Origin of the sequence: Niveispirillum sp. BGYR6 (assembly GCF_027568365.1) — a bacterium.
Lineage (GTDB): Bacteria > Pseudomonadota > Alphaproteobacteria > Azospirillales > Azospirillaceae > Niveispirillum.
In genome coordinates this window covers 48270-62217 of sequence record NZ_JANLNL010000017.1, presented here as the reverse complement: position 1 = coordinate 62217, position 13948 = coordinate 48270, and the positions used below count along the sequence as shown (strand labels likewise).

Below are 13948 nucleotides of genomic sequence, written 5' to 3'. Positions count from 1 at the left end.
TCTTACGAGCACTCCCAAGACCGTCCATTTCCAAAATTCCCACCATCCGCCACCACCAAATCAGGGGGCGGCAGAATCTCAGTTATCAGACGTTCCGCAAGACGGGCATCGGCTGACGCTTACATATTAGTCTGAAGTATGTATTATTGTTCGTCTATGTTCGTGTTCGTTCTGAGTATTTTTTAGACTATTCGCGCCGATGTGATTTTACGTTACCGACTGTTCTTGCCGATTCGTATCGGTAAGCCAGAGGTGATTACATGACAGCAAGACGACAATTGACGGCGGGCAGGGTGGCGTTCCTGGCCCGCCGCGATGCCATCATGGCGGAGTTGGAGAAAGGCTGGTCGATATCGACCGTCTATCGCCAATTCGCGCCGCATCTGCCCTTGGGGCTGCGCCAGTTCCAGATCTATGTGCGGCAGTATCTGGTCGAGAGGGTGATGCCGCCCTTTGTACCGCCATCGCGCGGGCAACCGGTCGTGCCACCGCCGCCGGCTCCCCCACCATCAACGATCTCGCCGCCGCCCGTCACGCCTAAGCCGGTCCCAACCGGCCCGGCATTCGGCCCGGCGGGCAGGGTCGATCCAACCAACCTCTACTGATAGGGACATGAAAATGTGGGAAGTGCATGTGGTGTTTCAGAGCAAGGGCGGAATTGGCAAGTCCCTGGTGGCGACGTTCCTCACCCAATACCTGAGAGAAAAGTGGGCGTTTCCCAGCCAGGTTTTGGCCGTGGACGCGGATGGGCTGAATAACAGCTTTTCCAACACCCTCCAGTCAGGGGCGGCGGTGGTCGGCGCGGACATGGCCACCCTGACCGACGCTATCCGCGCCCATCAAGGGGACGTGGTGATTGATACCGGCCCGAGTTCGTATCTGGCCATGGGGGAATGGCTGACGTCACCGGAGACGGTAACAACGCTCCTGAAAGAGGGCTGGACCATAAAAGTGCATTCCATCGTGGTCGGTGGTTGGGCGCAGGCGGAGACGCTGCAGGGCCTGCTGCATGCCATACAGGTCCTACCGCCCCAAATCCGGCTGATCGTGTGGCTCAATGACTATTTCGGGCCGGTGATCAGTCCCACGGGTGCAGATTTTGAGACAATGAAAATCTTCACCGAAAACAGACACCGGATATGGGGGCTGATCCGCCTGAGAATGCGGGGCCGTGAGCTGTTATAGCCGAGCGGGAAAAGTGATGTAATATGTACGAAAATATATAAAATTATAGAAAAATCATATGACAAGGAGTGGTATGCCTGCGATCCCCAAAAACTTATCCCTCCTGCATGCAGAGGAAGAAGCCCTTTGTGTCAAATCCATCGCGCTCATCGAAGGTAGTAAGGACATGTCGCTACACGTCTCGATGATCGAGCAATGCATGGATGCTCTCCAATATGTTCGCGTGAACACATTGGACATGAGCGAGGACCAGTTGATTGTGGCACTGATCGGAGCCAGCCTCTTTAATTCTATGGCCTCGGCCATGAAACTCCTGCTCAGCGGCTACTACCAGTCATCGGGTCTGCAGATCCGCTATATTCTGGAGAGCGGATGGCTGCTCGATTACCTTCGGACCGACGCGAAACTGGTACGTCAGTGGAAAGAGACCACTGAAGATAAGCGGTTGAAGCTCTTCGGCCCCAATATAGTTCGCAAGGCCCTAGACAAGCGAGACGGATTTAAGAGAAAGAATCGCGACGCTCACTATAAGCGCCTTTGCAACCTTTGCGGCCATCCGACATTTGCTGGGTTCGCGATGCTTCGACCAAATCCTACTGCTGACGCCCACATGGGGCCAATGCTGGTGCCAAGTCTCTTAGAGGGCTGCATTCAGGAATTGGTTCAGGTGTCGATCATAGCTGCGCACGCGTTCACGCGTTTTTTCCCTCCAAAGACACAATTGGACTACAAGGCTCGTCTCCACTTCCTTGAAGCCTATGGGGATTGGAGGGAGAAAGTGTTTGGCAAGCTCCCTGATCCTACTCCAGTGAATCAAATCGAGTAGTTTGTTGCATTGTTGGACTTTATTCAGAATAAAACTATGTTCTCCGAGATTATTTTCAGAACATATTCTAACCTTAATCATAAATTTGTAGTTTTCAGAAATAAATGAAAGAATCTGACTAAATTTCTGCTGCCTCCGAAGCTCCGGCCCTCCCCCCGTGCTGCGTGCGATGCGCGCCCAAAGCTCATCGGAAATATGGCTCATATCGCCCCCCCCACTCACCCAACCAACCGTGCCACAGCCGCCTTATGCTCCGGGGCCAAATGGGCATAGCGTAATGTCATCTGATAATCGGAATGCCCCAGCAACTCCCGGACGGTGTTCAGGTCCACGCCGCGCATGACTAGCCAGGATGCGAAGGTGTGGCGCATGTCGTGCCAGCGGAATTTCGTGATGCCGGCGTCCTTCAACACCTCCTCCCACGAGCTGCGCACATTGTCGAAGGGGCTACCGTCGCGGCTGGGGAAGACAAGGGGGCTGGTTTCCATCCGCTGGGTGTTCCAGGCGGCCAGAACCTCCATGGCGGTGCTGTTCAGGGGGATGTGACGGGTCTTCTGGCTTTTGGCCTTGAAGCCATGGATGGTCAGGATGGCGCGGTCCAGATGCACATCATCCCAAGTCAGGTTCGCCAGTTCCCCATAGCGAAGCCCTGTGTGCAGGGAGACCAGCACCATGGGTTTTAGATGATCGGCATAGGGCGCGGCCCGCAGGTCCGGCAGCAGGGGATATTTGCGCACGGCCCGCCATGCATTGGCGCTGTCCCGGCCCGTGCGTAACCGCTCCTCCCGGTCGTCCAGCGCGGTCAGCAGGCGCTTATGCTCATCATCGGTCAGGAAGCGCACCGTGGCCCGGTCATCCACGCGGGTGCGCTTCACCTTTTCGATGGGGTGACTTTCGATAAAGCCCCACTGCTGGGCCTTCCCCAGCGATGATTTCAGGTCGTCCAAGTCGCGGTTTACGGTCGATGGCTTGGTGCCGGCCTTCAGGCGTTCCGACCGCCAGCGCTCCACCAGCAATGGGGTGATCTCGCTGAGCTTCAGGGGGCGGAACTCGGCAAAGCTGGTGTTCAGCCGCCGGAGGGTTCCCTTGTGGGTGCGGACATTGGCAATGGCCCAACTTCCATATTCCCCGTCCACGAAACTGCCGAATGTGTGTCCCTGGGCGGGCTTGGCCACCTCTGCCGCCGGGTCCTTGCCCTGGAAGGCGGAACCCAGGATGTCCTTCGCCTGGTCACGGGCCTGCTGCGGGGTGACGACGCTGGTACGCCCCAGGCTCATCCGTTTGCCGCGCGCATATTCGACGTAGTAGGTCATCGCCCCGCTGGGCTGTACCCGCAGCAGCAAACCCTTCAGGCGGGTATCCCGGACTTCATAGGGCCGATCAGCCGGTTTCAGGCTTTTGATCAGCGGCAAACCCAGCAAACCTTGCACGGCGAATCCCCGTTTAACTGCAACGGCACGAGCCTGCCGTAAGTGCTCTGTAAGTGCAAGATTGATTTTGAACGGCGTTCTATGCTGATGTTCGTCAAAGATCGTGGTTGGCCGATAAGTGCCATATATGTCTGAAAATATTATGTTTTCTGGCGTTCTTATGTGTTCGTGGCCGTTCGTGCAAAATCTTGGAAAATGCCGCTCATAACGGTCTGGTTGGGAGTTCGAGTCCCTCCGAGCCCACCAGATTTTTCAAGGGGTTCCCGTCACCGGTGGTGTCGGGAACCTTTTTCATTACATGTCGCCAAGAAAGCGACAATGCGCTAAGCGGCAAACATGCTACGCCCGCGCCTCATCCCCCGCCCCGCGACACTTGATCAGCCTGCCCTACCAAGAGGACGCTGATTCCCATGCGGCTGCAATTATCAATCTATGCAAGCCATCCGACAGACGATAAGCTACCCCAAAAGGATGAGGCGGAAAAAATCTGCGGATGCCTGTCAGAATCTGGGGGGGTGAATGGCTTTCACTCTGGTGGCGAGGTTCAGGCAATCTCGTAGCCAAAAATGGAGAACCAGATGTGCAGAGTTGTTGGATGGCTTGTGGTGACCGGCCTCGCCCTCTATGGCGCAAGCCAGTTCGCCCGCAACCATATTGTAGCCGAAAAGGTGGATGATCGGAAGGATGGCGGAACCACAACCCGCCAGGGTTAAGCGGCCTTACGGACGGACATCCCGGGCGCGCACAACCATGCCACGCAAGAAAACCGACGCCTTGCCACGGGACAAGTTGCTGGTTCTGTATCAGCGGCTGACCCTGGGGCACCGCAAGCACTTTCAAGGCGATCTTGCACGCGACCTTGGCTGCTCCCCACAAACGGTGGCACGGCTTATCGGCGTGGTTGAGCGGCACCTTGGCAAGGATGTCGAAATTGAAAGCGGCCTGGAAGGGCGGCGACGCTATTATCGGCTCCGCTCGCTGACGCAGGCAAAGACGTTTGGCTTTTCTTTTGAGGAGCTGGACTATCTGGCGCTCTGCCGGGAAATTGGCGCGTCCTTTCTGCCGGCGGCAATTGCAGAGCGGATCGATCAGAGCCTGATGTCGCTGGCGCTGCAACTGGCAGAGGGACAGCAGCGCCATTCACCCCGCGGGGGCATCTATTTCCGCCCCAAAGGCTGCATTGATTATGGCCCGCACCTGCCGACAATCTCCACCCTGCGCCAAGCAATTGAAAACCGGCAGGTCTGCGCGGTGCATTATCGTGCGCAAGGGCGGGGGGATGTGCGGCTGCACCGGTACGCCCCCGGCCGCATCCTGGCGACAAACGGAACCTTGTATGTGCAGGGATATCGGCTGGCCGATGGTTCCCTGCTGGCTGATCGCACGACCACATTTTCGTTGCATCGCATCGTCACGGTTGACCTGACGGGGGAATATTTCCGCTTCAACGCGGCCGACGCCACCGCCCGGGCCTTCGGGTTGGATTGGCACGATCCCCGCCGGTTTCAGGTACGGGTTGCGGCACCGGTCGCCGACTATGTCCGTGATCGCATGTGGAGCGAAGATCAGGTGATCCGTGACCAGGATGATGGCGGCATCATCCTGACCGTCACCACCACCAGCGAAAAGGAACTCCATGCCTGGGTGTCCAGCTTTGGCGGCTTGGCCCAGGTGGTTTCTGTAACTGAAAGCTCGACAAGGAATGATAAAGACCATGAACACGCAGGGTGATAAAGAAATTGACTGCATTGAAACCAAGTTCGAACGGGGATTTGCCAATGCAGCTGGAGTCAATCCCGTGTTTTCCCATGCAGCGAAAGAACAAATGCGGGCGATGGTCGAACAGATCATGCGCACCGATGCCAATCTAGCGGGTATACGCGGAACAGCCCAAGGAACGGCCCACAAAGCCGGATTCGCAGCAGAAGAATGGCACTCTTCTACTTTTAATTTAGACTCAATACTGAACAATGATGGCGTGCGGGCCTACACAGACAAATATACAGAATTTTCCGACGCTGGTTACAAAATTAATGACACGCCCGACATTGTCATTATGAAAAATGGCGAAGAGGTTTCGAAAATACAATCTAAATATTACAAGTCAGCCAAGGAAACCTACAAAGCCCTGCGCGAGGTAGATAAAGAGGGAAACATCAAGTACCATGAAATGGATTCCTTTATTGCGCCGTCAGATCAAGCTCAAGACGTAGCAGATATAGCAAGAAGGTATAAGACAAAAGAACAGGAAAAGGGAACACGACCGGCTGTCGAACAAGCGGCAGGCATGGTGGAGGCCAAGACAACGGACAGCTTGTCAACCGATGGTGCCCAATCCACCCCGCTCAGTAAGTCACAAGCAGAAAGACTGGCACGAGAGGCTGATCCAGATTTTAAAAGAGACGTAGAAAATCAATATAAAACCAGCTCGACCCAACAACGGGTTCGGGAAGCTGCTGTCAGCGCGGCGGCAATGTCTGCCATCATCTCCGGCGTGGTCAATACTTTCGCTTATAGCAAGCAGGTCCGTGAAGGAAAGCTTGCCGCCTCCGAAGCCGCTGTGAAGATCGCTGCAGAGACGGCGGCCGCCGCAGCGGACAGCGCATTGAAGGCGGCGGCAGTGACAGGAACGCACAGCCTGCTCGCACGCTATGGGTCGCAAGAATTGATGCGAAAAATGGCAGGTCGCAGCATCGGCGCCCTCACCCGTTCAACAGCTGTATCAGTGGTCGCCGTGAGTGCGGTCGACTTGATTAAGGATATCGTTCTGTTCAGCGCCGGGAAAATCACCCTGCAACAATTGGAAGAACGCTCTGGAAAGGGGATACTCAACACATCCGCGGCAACCCTCGGCGGAACATTGGGAGCGTTGACGGGGGGCGGGTTGGCAGTGGGTACATTTGTGGCGCCGGCTGTGCCTGTCCTGGCTGGCCTTGTGGGGGGCCTCATCTGCTCAATGGCGATGGATTTTGCTATAGAAAACGGTATAGAAGCGCCTTATAGGCAACTTCTGTCAAACGCAACGACGCTAAGGGATGCAGCTTACCTTCTGGACGAGGTGTCGCAGAATGTATTTCACGGGCAGGTGGCGTTTTATCAGTATCTGATCGAAGATGCGGCAGCAGACAAGCAGTTTAACCAAATGATGTCTGACAGCGCCGACCTGACCATCGCCATGCAGCGTTCCATTGACCGTATATAGGAGAGAGATAAATGTTCGATATGAATGATATTGAATTGAAAGAAATCGATAGAACACTGGAGGGTAAGCTTGATTGGGCAAAAACGCGGAGTGCTGAAACCGAACAGCTGGCCATGGATGCGTCTCGGCTTCTATCGTGCTCAGAGACCAGGCTGCAGGAATATGCTGGCCAGGGTTTCTTCAAGCGCTGCTGGTCTCATTTTTCAGGAGAAAATGCGGCACTGGAGAGGGCGACACAAAATGATCTCCTGAATATGCAGAAACATGCCTGGAGATACATCAATCTTCTTCAGGAACGTGATCTAATGCTCGCGCATTCGATAATTGTTGTAAAGAACAACTTGAAAACATTGGCATTTGACCAACAAATACTTAAAATCGAAGTTGCTCGGTTGGCAGACAGGGTATATGAACGTTTTATTGCCCTGGAACAGCGTATGGATAACCAGGAGGCAAGCCAACGCATTCACAGTTGGCTTCTTACGATTGAGACACGCGAGTATGATGACCAATATCCGGAGTGCTTGCGGCTTCTCAAGGTTGTGGATGATTTTTACGCGTTAAAATCGTCCTCCTGGAGCGTACAGGAGCTGCGTTATCTACAAACTGCGATTCGAGCAATAGGAATTCCTGCCAAAAAAATGATGAGCATTTCCGAGTTTATCGAGCGGACCATTGATGAAATCGATATGGTCGGATATGATAAATTCTCATCAATTGTTAATATCCCTATAATAAAAAACAAAGAAAGTGATTTTTTTATAGAAAACATCTCCTCTCCTGTCTTCAATGCGATAAATCAAATAAAGGATAATTACAATGTGAGCTCCCGCGTCATCAGACCCCTGCAACGCCGGATGGGCATCAGTCATGCTGAGGCCATTAAATTTGTTCTGACTGATTTCATTGATGAAGTTGGCATTGAGACAGATGCAGAGCTATCCTTGAAAGACATAGCTATCGAGATTTTGGCCTGCCTAAGTCTGTCGAAACGACTCTATGAAGCGCATTTTAATCAGCCGCAACAGCTGTTGGAAGGCCTCCCCCAGAACCAGCCTCCAACTCCACCCGATGCAGAATCTCCTCTCCTGCTGACGAAATCAAGAAAAAATCCGTGGGAGGAGGTACGGATTTTTCTGCACGAATACGCAACAATTAAAGATCTCTACAAACTGGATAACATCCCAGGACCGAAACTTGTTAAGGCAAGATCCAGCATGTCAGTTCCAGAGAATGAGAAAATATTCGCGCTCATTGATACTACCTTATTCGGATCAGCTTCTGAGGGCATTCTGTTTGGACAGTCCGGAATCTACTGGAAAAACGCATTTACGCCCCCACAGGCAGCCAGCTGGGGAAGAATAAAAAAATACAAAAACAAAATAGTTGTCCTAAGCTCCTCTGAGTTGCAATTTATAGATGATAAGATCTCTTTGGGAGGAGCCGGAGTCCTCGCCGACAATCTTAAACATATTCTCCTGAACATTTCATCAAAACTTGAGGATGATTAACAATATTCTATAAAAGTTCAAAACAACATACGCACCCAGTCTGCAACCGTGGTCGCCCCCCGCAACACCATGCCCCTTTATGTTGCATAGTGTTGCGTAGGGCCCTCACGTCCCCCTTACGCCCCACCCCAGGCGACGAAATGCGGGTTGAGGAAGCGGGGGGCCTTGCCATAGGTCAGGGGCTCGCCATCAATCTGGGTCAGGGTGCCGCCGGCGCCCAGCAGCACGGCGTGGCCGGCGGCGATGTCCCACTCGCAGGTGGGGCCCAGACGGGGATAAACATCGCCGACCCCTTCGGCCACACGGCAGAATTTCAGCGAGCTGCCGGCGGCCAGCCGGGCGGCGACACGGCGGCCGGCCAGGAACTCATCCACCGCCGCATTATCGGCATGGCTGCGCGACGACAGCACCGTCAACCCCACTGCCGGCACCGGGCGCACGGTAATCGGCTCGTCCTTGGCCAAAGGCCGGCTGCGGATGGCCGTACCGGGGCCGGCGGCGGCGTAAAGCTCCCCCGTGGCCGGCAGCAGCACCACGCCCAGGGCCGGCTCCCCATTCAGGAGCAGGGCGATATTCACCGTGAATTCACCATTGCGCTTGATGAATTCCTTGGTGCCGTCCAGCGGATCGACCAGCCAGAAGGTGCCGGCGCTGATATCGGGGATGCGGCCTTCCGCCACCTCTTCCTCCGTCACCACGGGAATATCCGGGGTCAGCGCGCGCAGGCCGGCCAGGATTACCGCGTCGGCGGCGCGGTCGGCGCGGGTGACGGGGCTGCCATCGCCCTTGGTCTCCGTCTCCATATCATCGGTATAGAATTCCATGATGGCGGCGGCGGCCTGCACGGCCAGCTCACGCACGGGCGGCAGCAGGGCGGCCAATTGGTCAGGGGTCAGCATCATGGGGCTCCATCTGTAAACGGAGGCGATCATACCGGCGACGGGGGGGGAGGCAAGCCCCTTGCCCGGTGGCTTTTGCACCGCTGTCGGGCGGCTGCTATGCTGGTGGCCGGTTTACAGTTGGGGACAGGGCGATGTGTGGGCGGTTTGTGCAGAAGGATCTGGCGGCGCTGGCAGAGGCCTTCGATGCACGCCTGCGCCATGATCTGCCCCCGCGCCAGCTGGTGCCGGCCTACAACATCGCGCCCACGCGCGATGCCGGGGTGATCGGGCGTAATGCGGCGGGTGAGCTCAGCCTGACCGCCATGCGCTGGGGGCTGGTGCCAAGCTTTGCCACCGATGCCGGCGGCGGGGGCAAGCTGTTCAATGCCCGCAGCGAGACAGCGGCGGAAAAGCCCAGCTTCCGCGAGGCCTTTCGCCGCCGCCGCGCCATCGTGCCGGCCGATGGATTTTACGAGTGGAAGCCGGACACCACGCCGCGCCAGCCCTGGTTCATCACGCGGGCAGACGGGGCCCCGCTGGCCATGGCGGGCCTGTGGGAAATCTGGCGCGATCGGGCGGAAGGCAACCGCCCGCTTTTCACCTTCACCATCCTGACCACCGAGGCGGGGCCGGATATCAGCCATCTGCACCATCGCCAGCCGGTGCTGCTGGCCGATGCGGCGGCGCGCGCGGCCTGGCTGGCGGGGGATAACGATGCCGCCCTGCTGCGACCCAGCCCCACCGGCACGCTGACGGCACGGCCGGTCAATCCGCTGGTCAATGGTGCACGGGCGGAAGGGCCGGCCCTGCTGGACCCGGCCCCACCATCGGCCGAACCGATGGGGATGCTGTTATGATGGCGCGGCTGTTTCTTCCCCTGACGCTGATGCTGGCGGTGTCCCTGCCTGTGCAGGGGGCCGAGGCCCCGGCCCCCGTTGTGGGCAAGGGGACGGCCAAGGAAGGCGATATCGTCACCATTGACGGGCAGGATTTCCGCCTGGATGGCATTGATGCGCCCGATGTCGGCCAGAAATGCAAGAATGTGAAGGGCACGGAATATGATTGTTATGAGCTGTCGCGCCGGATGCTGGAACGCATCCTGAATAATGATGAGGTCACCTGCACCCCACGCAAGGAACAGGGCAAGCCGCCACAGCTGGCCGCCTGTGTGGTGCGCGGGGTGGATATTGGCCGCGCCATGGTGCAGCTGGGCTATGCCCTTGCCTACCGGGCGCTGACCCCCGCCTATGCGGCGGATGAGGCCCTTGCCTCATCCCACCGGCGGGGCATGTGGGCCGGTCGGGTGGAAGCGCCCTGGGAATGGCGCTCCCGCCAGCAACGGGAGAAATTGAAACAGGCCCAGTAGCAGCGATCAATCCCGCCGGCCGCCACCCGCCACCGCCCGGTACAGCGCCAGCAGGATCATGGCCCCCACCACGGCGCCGATAAAGCCGGCCCCCTCCCCCACCCGATAGAAGCCGATAGATTGGCCCAGATATGTGGCCACAAAGGCGCCGGCAATACCCAGCAGGGTGGTGAGGATGAAACCGCCCGGATCGCGCCCCGGCATCAACAGCTTGGCGATGATCCCAACCAGCAGCCCGATGATCAAGGTGGCGATAATACCCATGATGCATTCCCTGAAATGACACTGTTGCCCACAACAGCGGGCCCCCCAGCCAGGTTCCCGGACGGGCTGAACGGATAGCCTATCCCTTTGCCCCGTTTCCGCCCTGTTCCCGACGGGACAAAGCCATGCCGGCGTTAAGAAACCGGCAAATCCCCCGGCCTATAATGACCCTATCAGATCAATAGAAGGCGCCGGTTAAAACGGCGACAAGGTGGCACCATGCGGTGGCGTCTGCGGGATCGTGCGACTTTTCAACATAAGGCCGGCATCGTCACCCTGTGGGTGGTGGTGCTGGGGGCGGCCTGGTCGCTGCCGGTGCTGAGCGCGATGCAGCATCAGGCTGAAAAGGCCCGGATGGAATCCGGCTATTATTACACGCCCCAGCGCCCGGCCAGCGCCTATATGGAGGCACTGGCCGGGGAGTGAGGACAAGGAAAGGTGTTCCCCTTTACCCTTCCAGGCTGCGGGAGATGATTTCATACACGTTGGGTGACAGGTCCGGCGTATGGGCAATCCGTTCCAGCGCCACCTTGGCAGCGGCCTGACGCTCCAGCCCGTACTTGCGCCAGCGGGCAAAGGCCTTGGCCATGCGGCTGGCCACCTGCGGGTTCAGCTTGTTCAGCTCAATCACCCGGTCGGCCAGGAACTGATAGCCGGAGCCATCCGCCGCATGGAAGGCCACGGCATTGCCGGTGAAACCGCCCACCAGCGCATAGACCTTGTTGGGGTTGCGGATGTTGAAGCCGGGATGGTTCAACAGTTCCTTCACCTCGGCCAGCACGCCGGGCCGGCTGCTGCCCGCCTGGATCATGAACCATTTATCCATCACCAGCGCCTCGCCCTGCCACTTCTCGGCAAAGGCGGCGAGCGCGTCGGCGCGTTCCGGCATGTCGCTGTCGGCGATCAGGGCCAATGCTGTGATCACATCGGTCATGCCGGTGGCGCTGCGGTACTGGGCCAGCGCCAGTTTCTTGCCCTCTGCATCGCCCGCCGCCATCAGATAGGCCAGGGCCGCGTTGCGCGCCGCACGGCGGCCAATGGAATCGGGCGAGACGCTGAAGCTCTCCCCCTCCTGATAGGCATGGTAGAGCGCCAGCAGCGCCGCCCGGTGGGCCTTGCCGATGCTGGCCCGCACCAGTTCGCGGGCAGCGTGGATGCCATCGACATCAATCACCCCCATCAACTGGCCCAGATAATTTTCCGACGGCAAGGCCAGCGCCAGGGCGGCAAAGGCCGGGTCTTCATCGGCGCGCGCCAGGGTCTGGCCGATGGCGGCGATGAAGCTGTCCGGCACCAGCATGTCGCGCCCGGCGGCATTGTCGGCCACCAGCGACAGCAGCAGGCGCGATGCCAGCGTCTGCCCCGCCTCCCAGCGGTTGAAGGCGTCGCTGTCATGCGCCATCAGGAAGGTGAGGTCGGCATCGCTGTAATCAAAGCCCAGCTTCACCGGGGCAGAGAAGCCCCGGAACAGCGACGGCACCGGCCGCGCCGGCACGTCCACAAAAGTGAAGCTCTGTTCGGCAGCGCTCAGCGACAGCACACGCGATGTGCCCACCGCCACCGCCTCGCCTTGCAGGCGCAGCGGCAAATCCGCCCCATCCGGCCCGACCAGGCCCAGCGCCACCGGCACCAGCATGGGCAGCTTTTCCGGCTGGCCCGGCGTGGGGGCCAGCGACTGGGCCAGCGTCAGCGTATAGGTGCGGGCAGATGCATCATAGACGCCATGGCCGCTGATGCCCGGCGTGCCGGCCTGGGCATACCAGCGGCGGAACTGTTCCCAATCCACGCCCGCATCCGGGTTGGCATCGCGCATGGCGGCCAGGAAATCATCGGTCGTCACCGCCTGACCATCATGGCGCTGGAAATACAGGTCGATGCCGCGCCGATAACCGCCCGCCCCCAGCAGGGTACGGTACATGCGCAGCACTTCCGCCCCCTTCTCGTACACGGTGGGGGTGTAGAAATTGTTGATCTCAATATAGCTGTCCGGGCGGACCGGATGGGCGGTGGGGCCGGCATCCTCGGCAAACTGCACCTGCCGCAGGCGGGTGACATCCTGGATGCGCTTCACCGGGGCGGAATTCATGTCGGCGCTGAATTCCTGATCGCGGAAGACGGTCAGCCCTTCCTTCAGCGACAGTTGGAACCAGTCGCGGCAGGTGACACGGTTGCCGGTCCAGTTATGGAAATATTCATGCGCCACCACCGACTCAATTCCTAAGAAGTCCGTATCGGTGGCGGTATCCGGCCGGGCCAGGATATACTTGGTGTTGAAGATATTGAGCGACTTGTTTTCCATCGCCCCCATGTTGAAGTCACCCACAGCGACGATGTTGAAAATATCCAGGTCATATTCCAGACCATAGACATCCTCGTCCCACTTCATGGATTTCTTCAGGCTTTCCATGGCGTGGCCGCACTTATCCTCGTTCCCCGGCTCTACATAGATGCGCAGGGTAACGTTGCGGCCGGACCGGGTCTGGAAATGATCCTCGATATGCACCAGCTTGCCGGCCACCAGGGCGAACAGATAGCAGGGCTTGGGCCACGGGTCTTCCCAGCGCGCCCAGTGGCGGCCATTTTCCGCCTCCCCTTCCCCCACCAGATTGCCGTTGGACAGCAGCACTGGATAGGCAGCTTTGTCGGCCTCAATCCGCACATTGTAGCGGGCCATCACGTCCGGCCGGTCCTGGAAATAGGTGATCTTGCGGAAACCTTCCGCCTCGCACTGGGTGCAGAAATTACCCGACGATTTGTAGAGCCCTTCCAGCGCCGTGTTCTTTTCCGGATGGATGCGGGTGACAATTTCAACCACTGCCTGATCGGGCAGGCCGGTCAGGGTCAGCCTGTCGGGCGTCAGCGCATAATCATCGGGGCTGAGCAGACGGCCATCAAGGGCGACCGACAGCAACTCCATCTCCTGCCCGTCCAGCACCAGCGGGGCGGCAGCCACCCCGGCATTGCGGCGAAGGGAAAGCCGGGACAGCACGCGCGTACCATCCTCATGCAGGTCCACATCCAGTTCCACCTGATCAATCCACCAGGCCGGGGGCGCGTAATCGCGCAGCAGGATGGCCTTGGGCGATGCGGTGTCCAGAACGGACTTGTCCATGTTCACGATCCTTCAGGGTCAGCGTGAGGGAGGCCGCAGCATAGGCCCGCCCGTGACGGCTGTCACCACCCCACCCGCCACCCTGAAAGCACGAGAAAAATCTTAATTTTGGATATCTCTGCCGGTTATGTTCAAATACAACCGTTAAGTCTGCTGTGGGGGAACGGCGAC

13 protein-coding genes are annotated in these 13948 nt (G+C 58.2%); 9 read left to right on the top strand and 4 right to left on the bottom strand.

Going from position 1 to position 13948, the window contains the following annotated elements:
• The first annotated feature begins 260 nt into the window (after positions 1-260).
• The 3 genes from PCJ49_RS23700 (at position 261) to PCJ49_RS23690 (ending at position 2011) form a co-directional block, all read left to right on the top strand.
• Complete coding sequence (locus PCJ49_RS23700) at positions 261-605, top strand: hypothetical protein (protein WP_269913146.1); 345 nt, start codon at positions 261-263, stop codon at positions 603-605.
• A gap of 7 nt (positions 606-612) precedes the next feature.
• On the top strand, positions 613-1185 hold the full coding sequence (locus PCJ49_RS23695; RefSeq protein WP_269913145.1) for a hypothetical protein: 573 nt from the start codon (positions 613-615) through the stop codon (positions 1183-1185).
• Between the two features lie 73 nt (positions 1186-1258).
• Complete coding sequence (locus tag PCJ49_RS23690; protein WP_269913144.1) at positions 1259-2011, top strand: hypothetical protein; 753 nt, start codon at positions 1259-1261, stop codon at positions 2009-2011.
• A gap of 218 nt (positions 2012-2229) precedes the next feature.
• Here the strand turns inward: PCJ49_RS23690 and PCJ49_RS23685 are convergent, their stop codons facing one another.
• Complete coding sequence (locus PCJ49_RS23685) at positions 2230-3441, bottom strand: site-specific integrase (protein WP_269913143.1); 1212 nt, start codon at positions 3439-3441, stop codon at positions 2230-2232.
• Positions 3442-4191: 750 nt separating this feature from the next.
• Here PCJ49_RS23685 and PCJ49_RS23680 point away from each other — a divergent pair.
• Genes PCJ49_RS23680 through PCJ49_RS23670 form a run of 3 tightly spaced genes read left to right on the top strand, consistent with a single transcriptional unit; the run spans position 4192 to position 8154 of the window.
• The gene (locus PCJ49_RS23680; protein WP_269913142.1) at positions 4192-5172 is read left to right on the top strand and encodes a WYL domain-containing protein; all 981 of its coding nucleotides are present in this window, start codon (positions 4192-4194) and stop codon (positions 5170-5172) included.
• A complete protein-coding gene (locus PCJ49_RS23675) occupies positions 5156-6643 on the top strand; it encodes a hypothetical protein (RefSeq protein ID WP_269913141.1) in 1488 nt (495 codons plus the stop codon). Before PCJ49_RS23680 ends, PCJ49_RS23675 begins: the two co-directional genes overlap by 17 nt.
• 11 nt (positions 6644-6654) lie before the next feature.
• On the top strand, positions 6655-8154 hold the full coding sequence (locus PCJ49_RS23670; RefSeq protein ID WP_269913140.1) for a hypothetical protein: 1500 nt from the start codon (positions 6655-6657) through the stop codon (positions 8152-8154).
• A 116-nt stretch (positions 8155-8270) separates the two neighbouring features.
• On the opposite strand, the gene cysQ is transcribed toward PCJ49_RS23670, so the two are convergent.
• Positions 8271-9053: a 3'(2'),5'-bisphosphate nucleotidase CysQ gene (gene cysQ, locus PCJ49_RS23665; protein ID WP_269913147.1), complete on the bottom strand. Its 783-nt coding sequence runs from the start codon at positions 9051-9053 to the stop codon at positions 8271-8273.
• 134 nt (positions 9054-9187) lie between these two features.
• Here cysQ and PCJ49_RS23660 point away from each other — a divergent pair, with 134 nt between their 5' ends.
• The gene (locus tag PCJ49_RS23660; protein ID WP_269913139.1) at positions 9188-9892 is read left to right on the top strand and encodes an SOS response-associated peptidase; all 705 of its coding nucleotides are present in this window, start codon (positions 9188-9190) and stop codon (positions 9890-9892) included.
• On the top strand, positions 9889-10401 hold the full coding sequence (locus tag PCJ49_RS23655) for a thermonuclease family protein (RefSeq protein ID WP_269913138.1): 513 nt from the start codon (positions 9889-9891) through the stop codon (positions 10399-10401). Before PCJ49_RS23660 ends, PCJ49_RS23655 begins: the two co-directional genes overlap by 4 nt.
• Positions 10402-10407: 6 nt before the next feature.
• Here PCJ49_RS23655 and PCJ49_RS23650 read toward each other — a convergent pair whose 3' ends face one another.
• The gene (locus PCJ49_RS23650; RefSeq protein ID WP_269913137.1) at positions 10408-10665 is read right to left on the bottom strand and encodes a GlsB/YeaQ/YmgE family stress response membrane protein; all 258 of its coding nucleotides are present in this window, start codon (positions 10663-10665) and stop codon (positions 10408-10410) included.
• A gap of 219 nt (positions 10666-10884) precedes the next feature.
• Between PCJ49_RS23650 and PCJ49_RS23645 the strand changes: the two genes are divergently transcribed.
• Positions 10885-11091 carry a hypothetical protein gene (locus tag PCJ49_RS23645; protein WP_089286322.1) on the top strand — a complete coding sequence of 69 codons (207 nt, stop codon included), beginning with the start codon at positions 10885-10887 and terminating at the stop codon, positions 11089-11091.
• 22 nt (positions 11092-11113) lie between these two features.
• On the opposite strand, the gene pepN is transcribed toward PCJ49_RS23645, so the two are convergent.
• Positions 11114-13777 (bottom strand): aminopeptidase N, encoded by a 2664-nt coding sequence (pepN, locus tag PCJ49_RS23640; RefSeq protein ID WP_269913136.1) that lies wholly within the window; start codon positions 13775-13777, stop codon positions 11114-11116.
• Positions 13778-13948 lie beyond the last annotated feature (171 nt).

Excerpts from the sequence above, each read along its gene's own strand:
- PCJ49_RS23700 (WP_269913146.1), top strand. The coding sequence starts at position 261 with ATGACAGCAAGACGACAATTGACGGCGGGCAGGGTGGCGTTCCTGGCC.
- PCJ49_RS23695 (WP_269913145.1), top strand. The coding sequence starts at position 613 with ATGAAAATGTGGGAAGTGCATGTGGTGTTTCAGAGCAAGGGCGGAATT.
- PCJ49_RS23690 (WP_269913144.1), top strand. The coding sequence starts at position 1,259 with ATGCCTGCGATCCCCAAAAACTTATCCCTCCTGCATGCAGAGGAAGAA.
- PCJ49_RS23680 (WP_269913142.1), top strand. The coding sequence starts at position 4,192 with ATGCCACGCAAGAAAACCGACGCCTTGCCACGGGACAAGTTGCTGGTT.
- PCJ49_RS23675 (WP_269913141.1), top strand. The coding sequence starts at position 5,156 with ATGAACACGCAGGGTGATAAAGAAATTGACTGCATTGAAACCAAGTTC.
- PCJ49_RS23670 (WP_269913140.1), top strand. The coding sequence starts at position 6,655 with ATGTTCGATATGAATGATATTGAATTGAAAGAAATCGATAGAACACTG.
- cysQ (WP_269913147.1), bottom strand. The coding sequence starts at position 9,053 with ATGCTGACCCCTGACCAATTGGCCGCCCTGCTGCCGCCCGTGCGTGAG.
- PCJ49_RS23660 (WP_269913139.1), top strand. The coding sequence starts at position 9,188 with ATGTGTGGGCGGTTTGTGCAGAAGGATCTGGCGGCGCTGGCAGAGGCC.
- PCJ49_RS23655 (WP_269913138.1), top strand. The coding sequence starts at position 9,889 with ATGATGGCGCGGCTGTTTCTTCCCCTGACGCTGATGCTGGCGGTGTCC.
- PCJ49_RS23650 (WP_269913137.1), bottom strand. The coding sequence starts at position 10,665 with ATGGGTATTATCGCCACCTTGATCATCGGGCTGCTGGTTGGGATCATC.
- PCJ49_RS23645 (WP_089286322.1), top strand. The coding sequence starts at position 10,885 with ATGCGGTGGCGTCTGCGGGATCGTGCGACTTTTCAACATAAGGCCGGC.
- pepN (WP_269913136.1), bottom strand. The coding sequence starts at position 13,777 with ATGGACAAGTCCGTTCTGGACACCGCATCGCCCAAGGCCATCCTGCTG.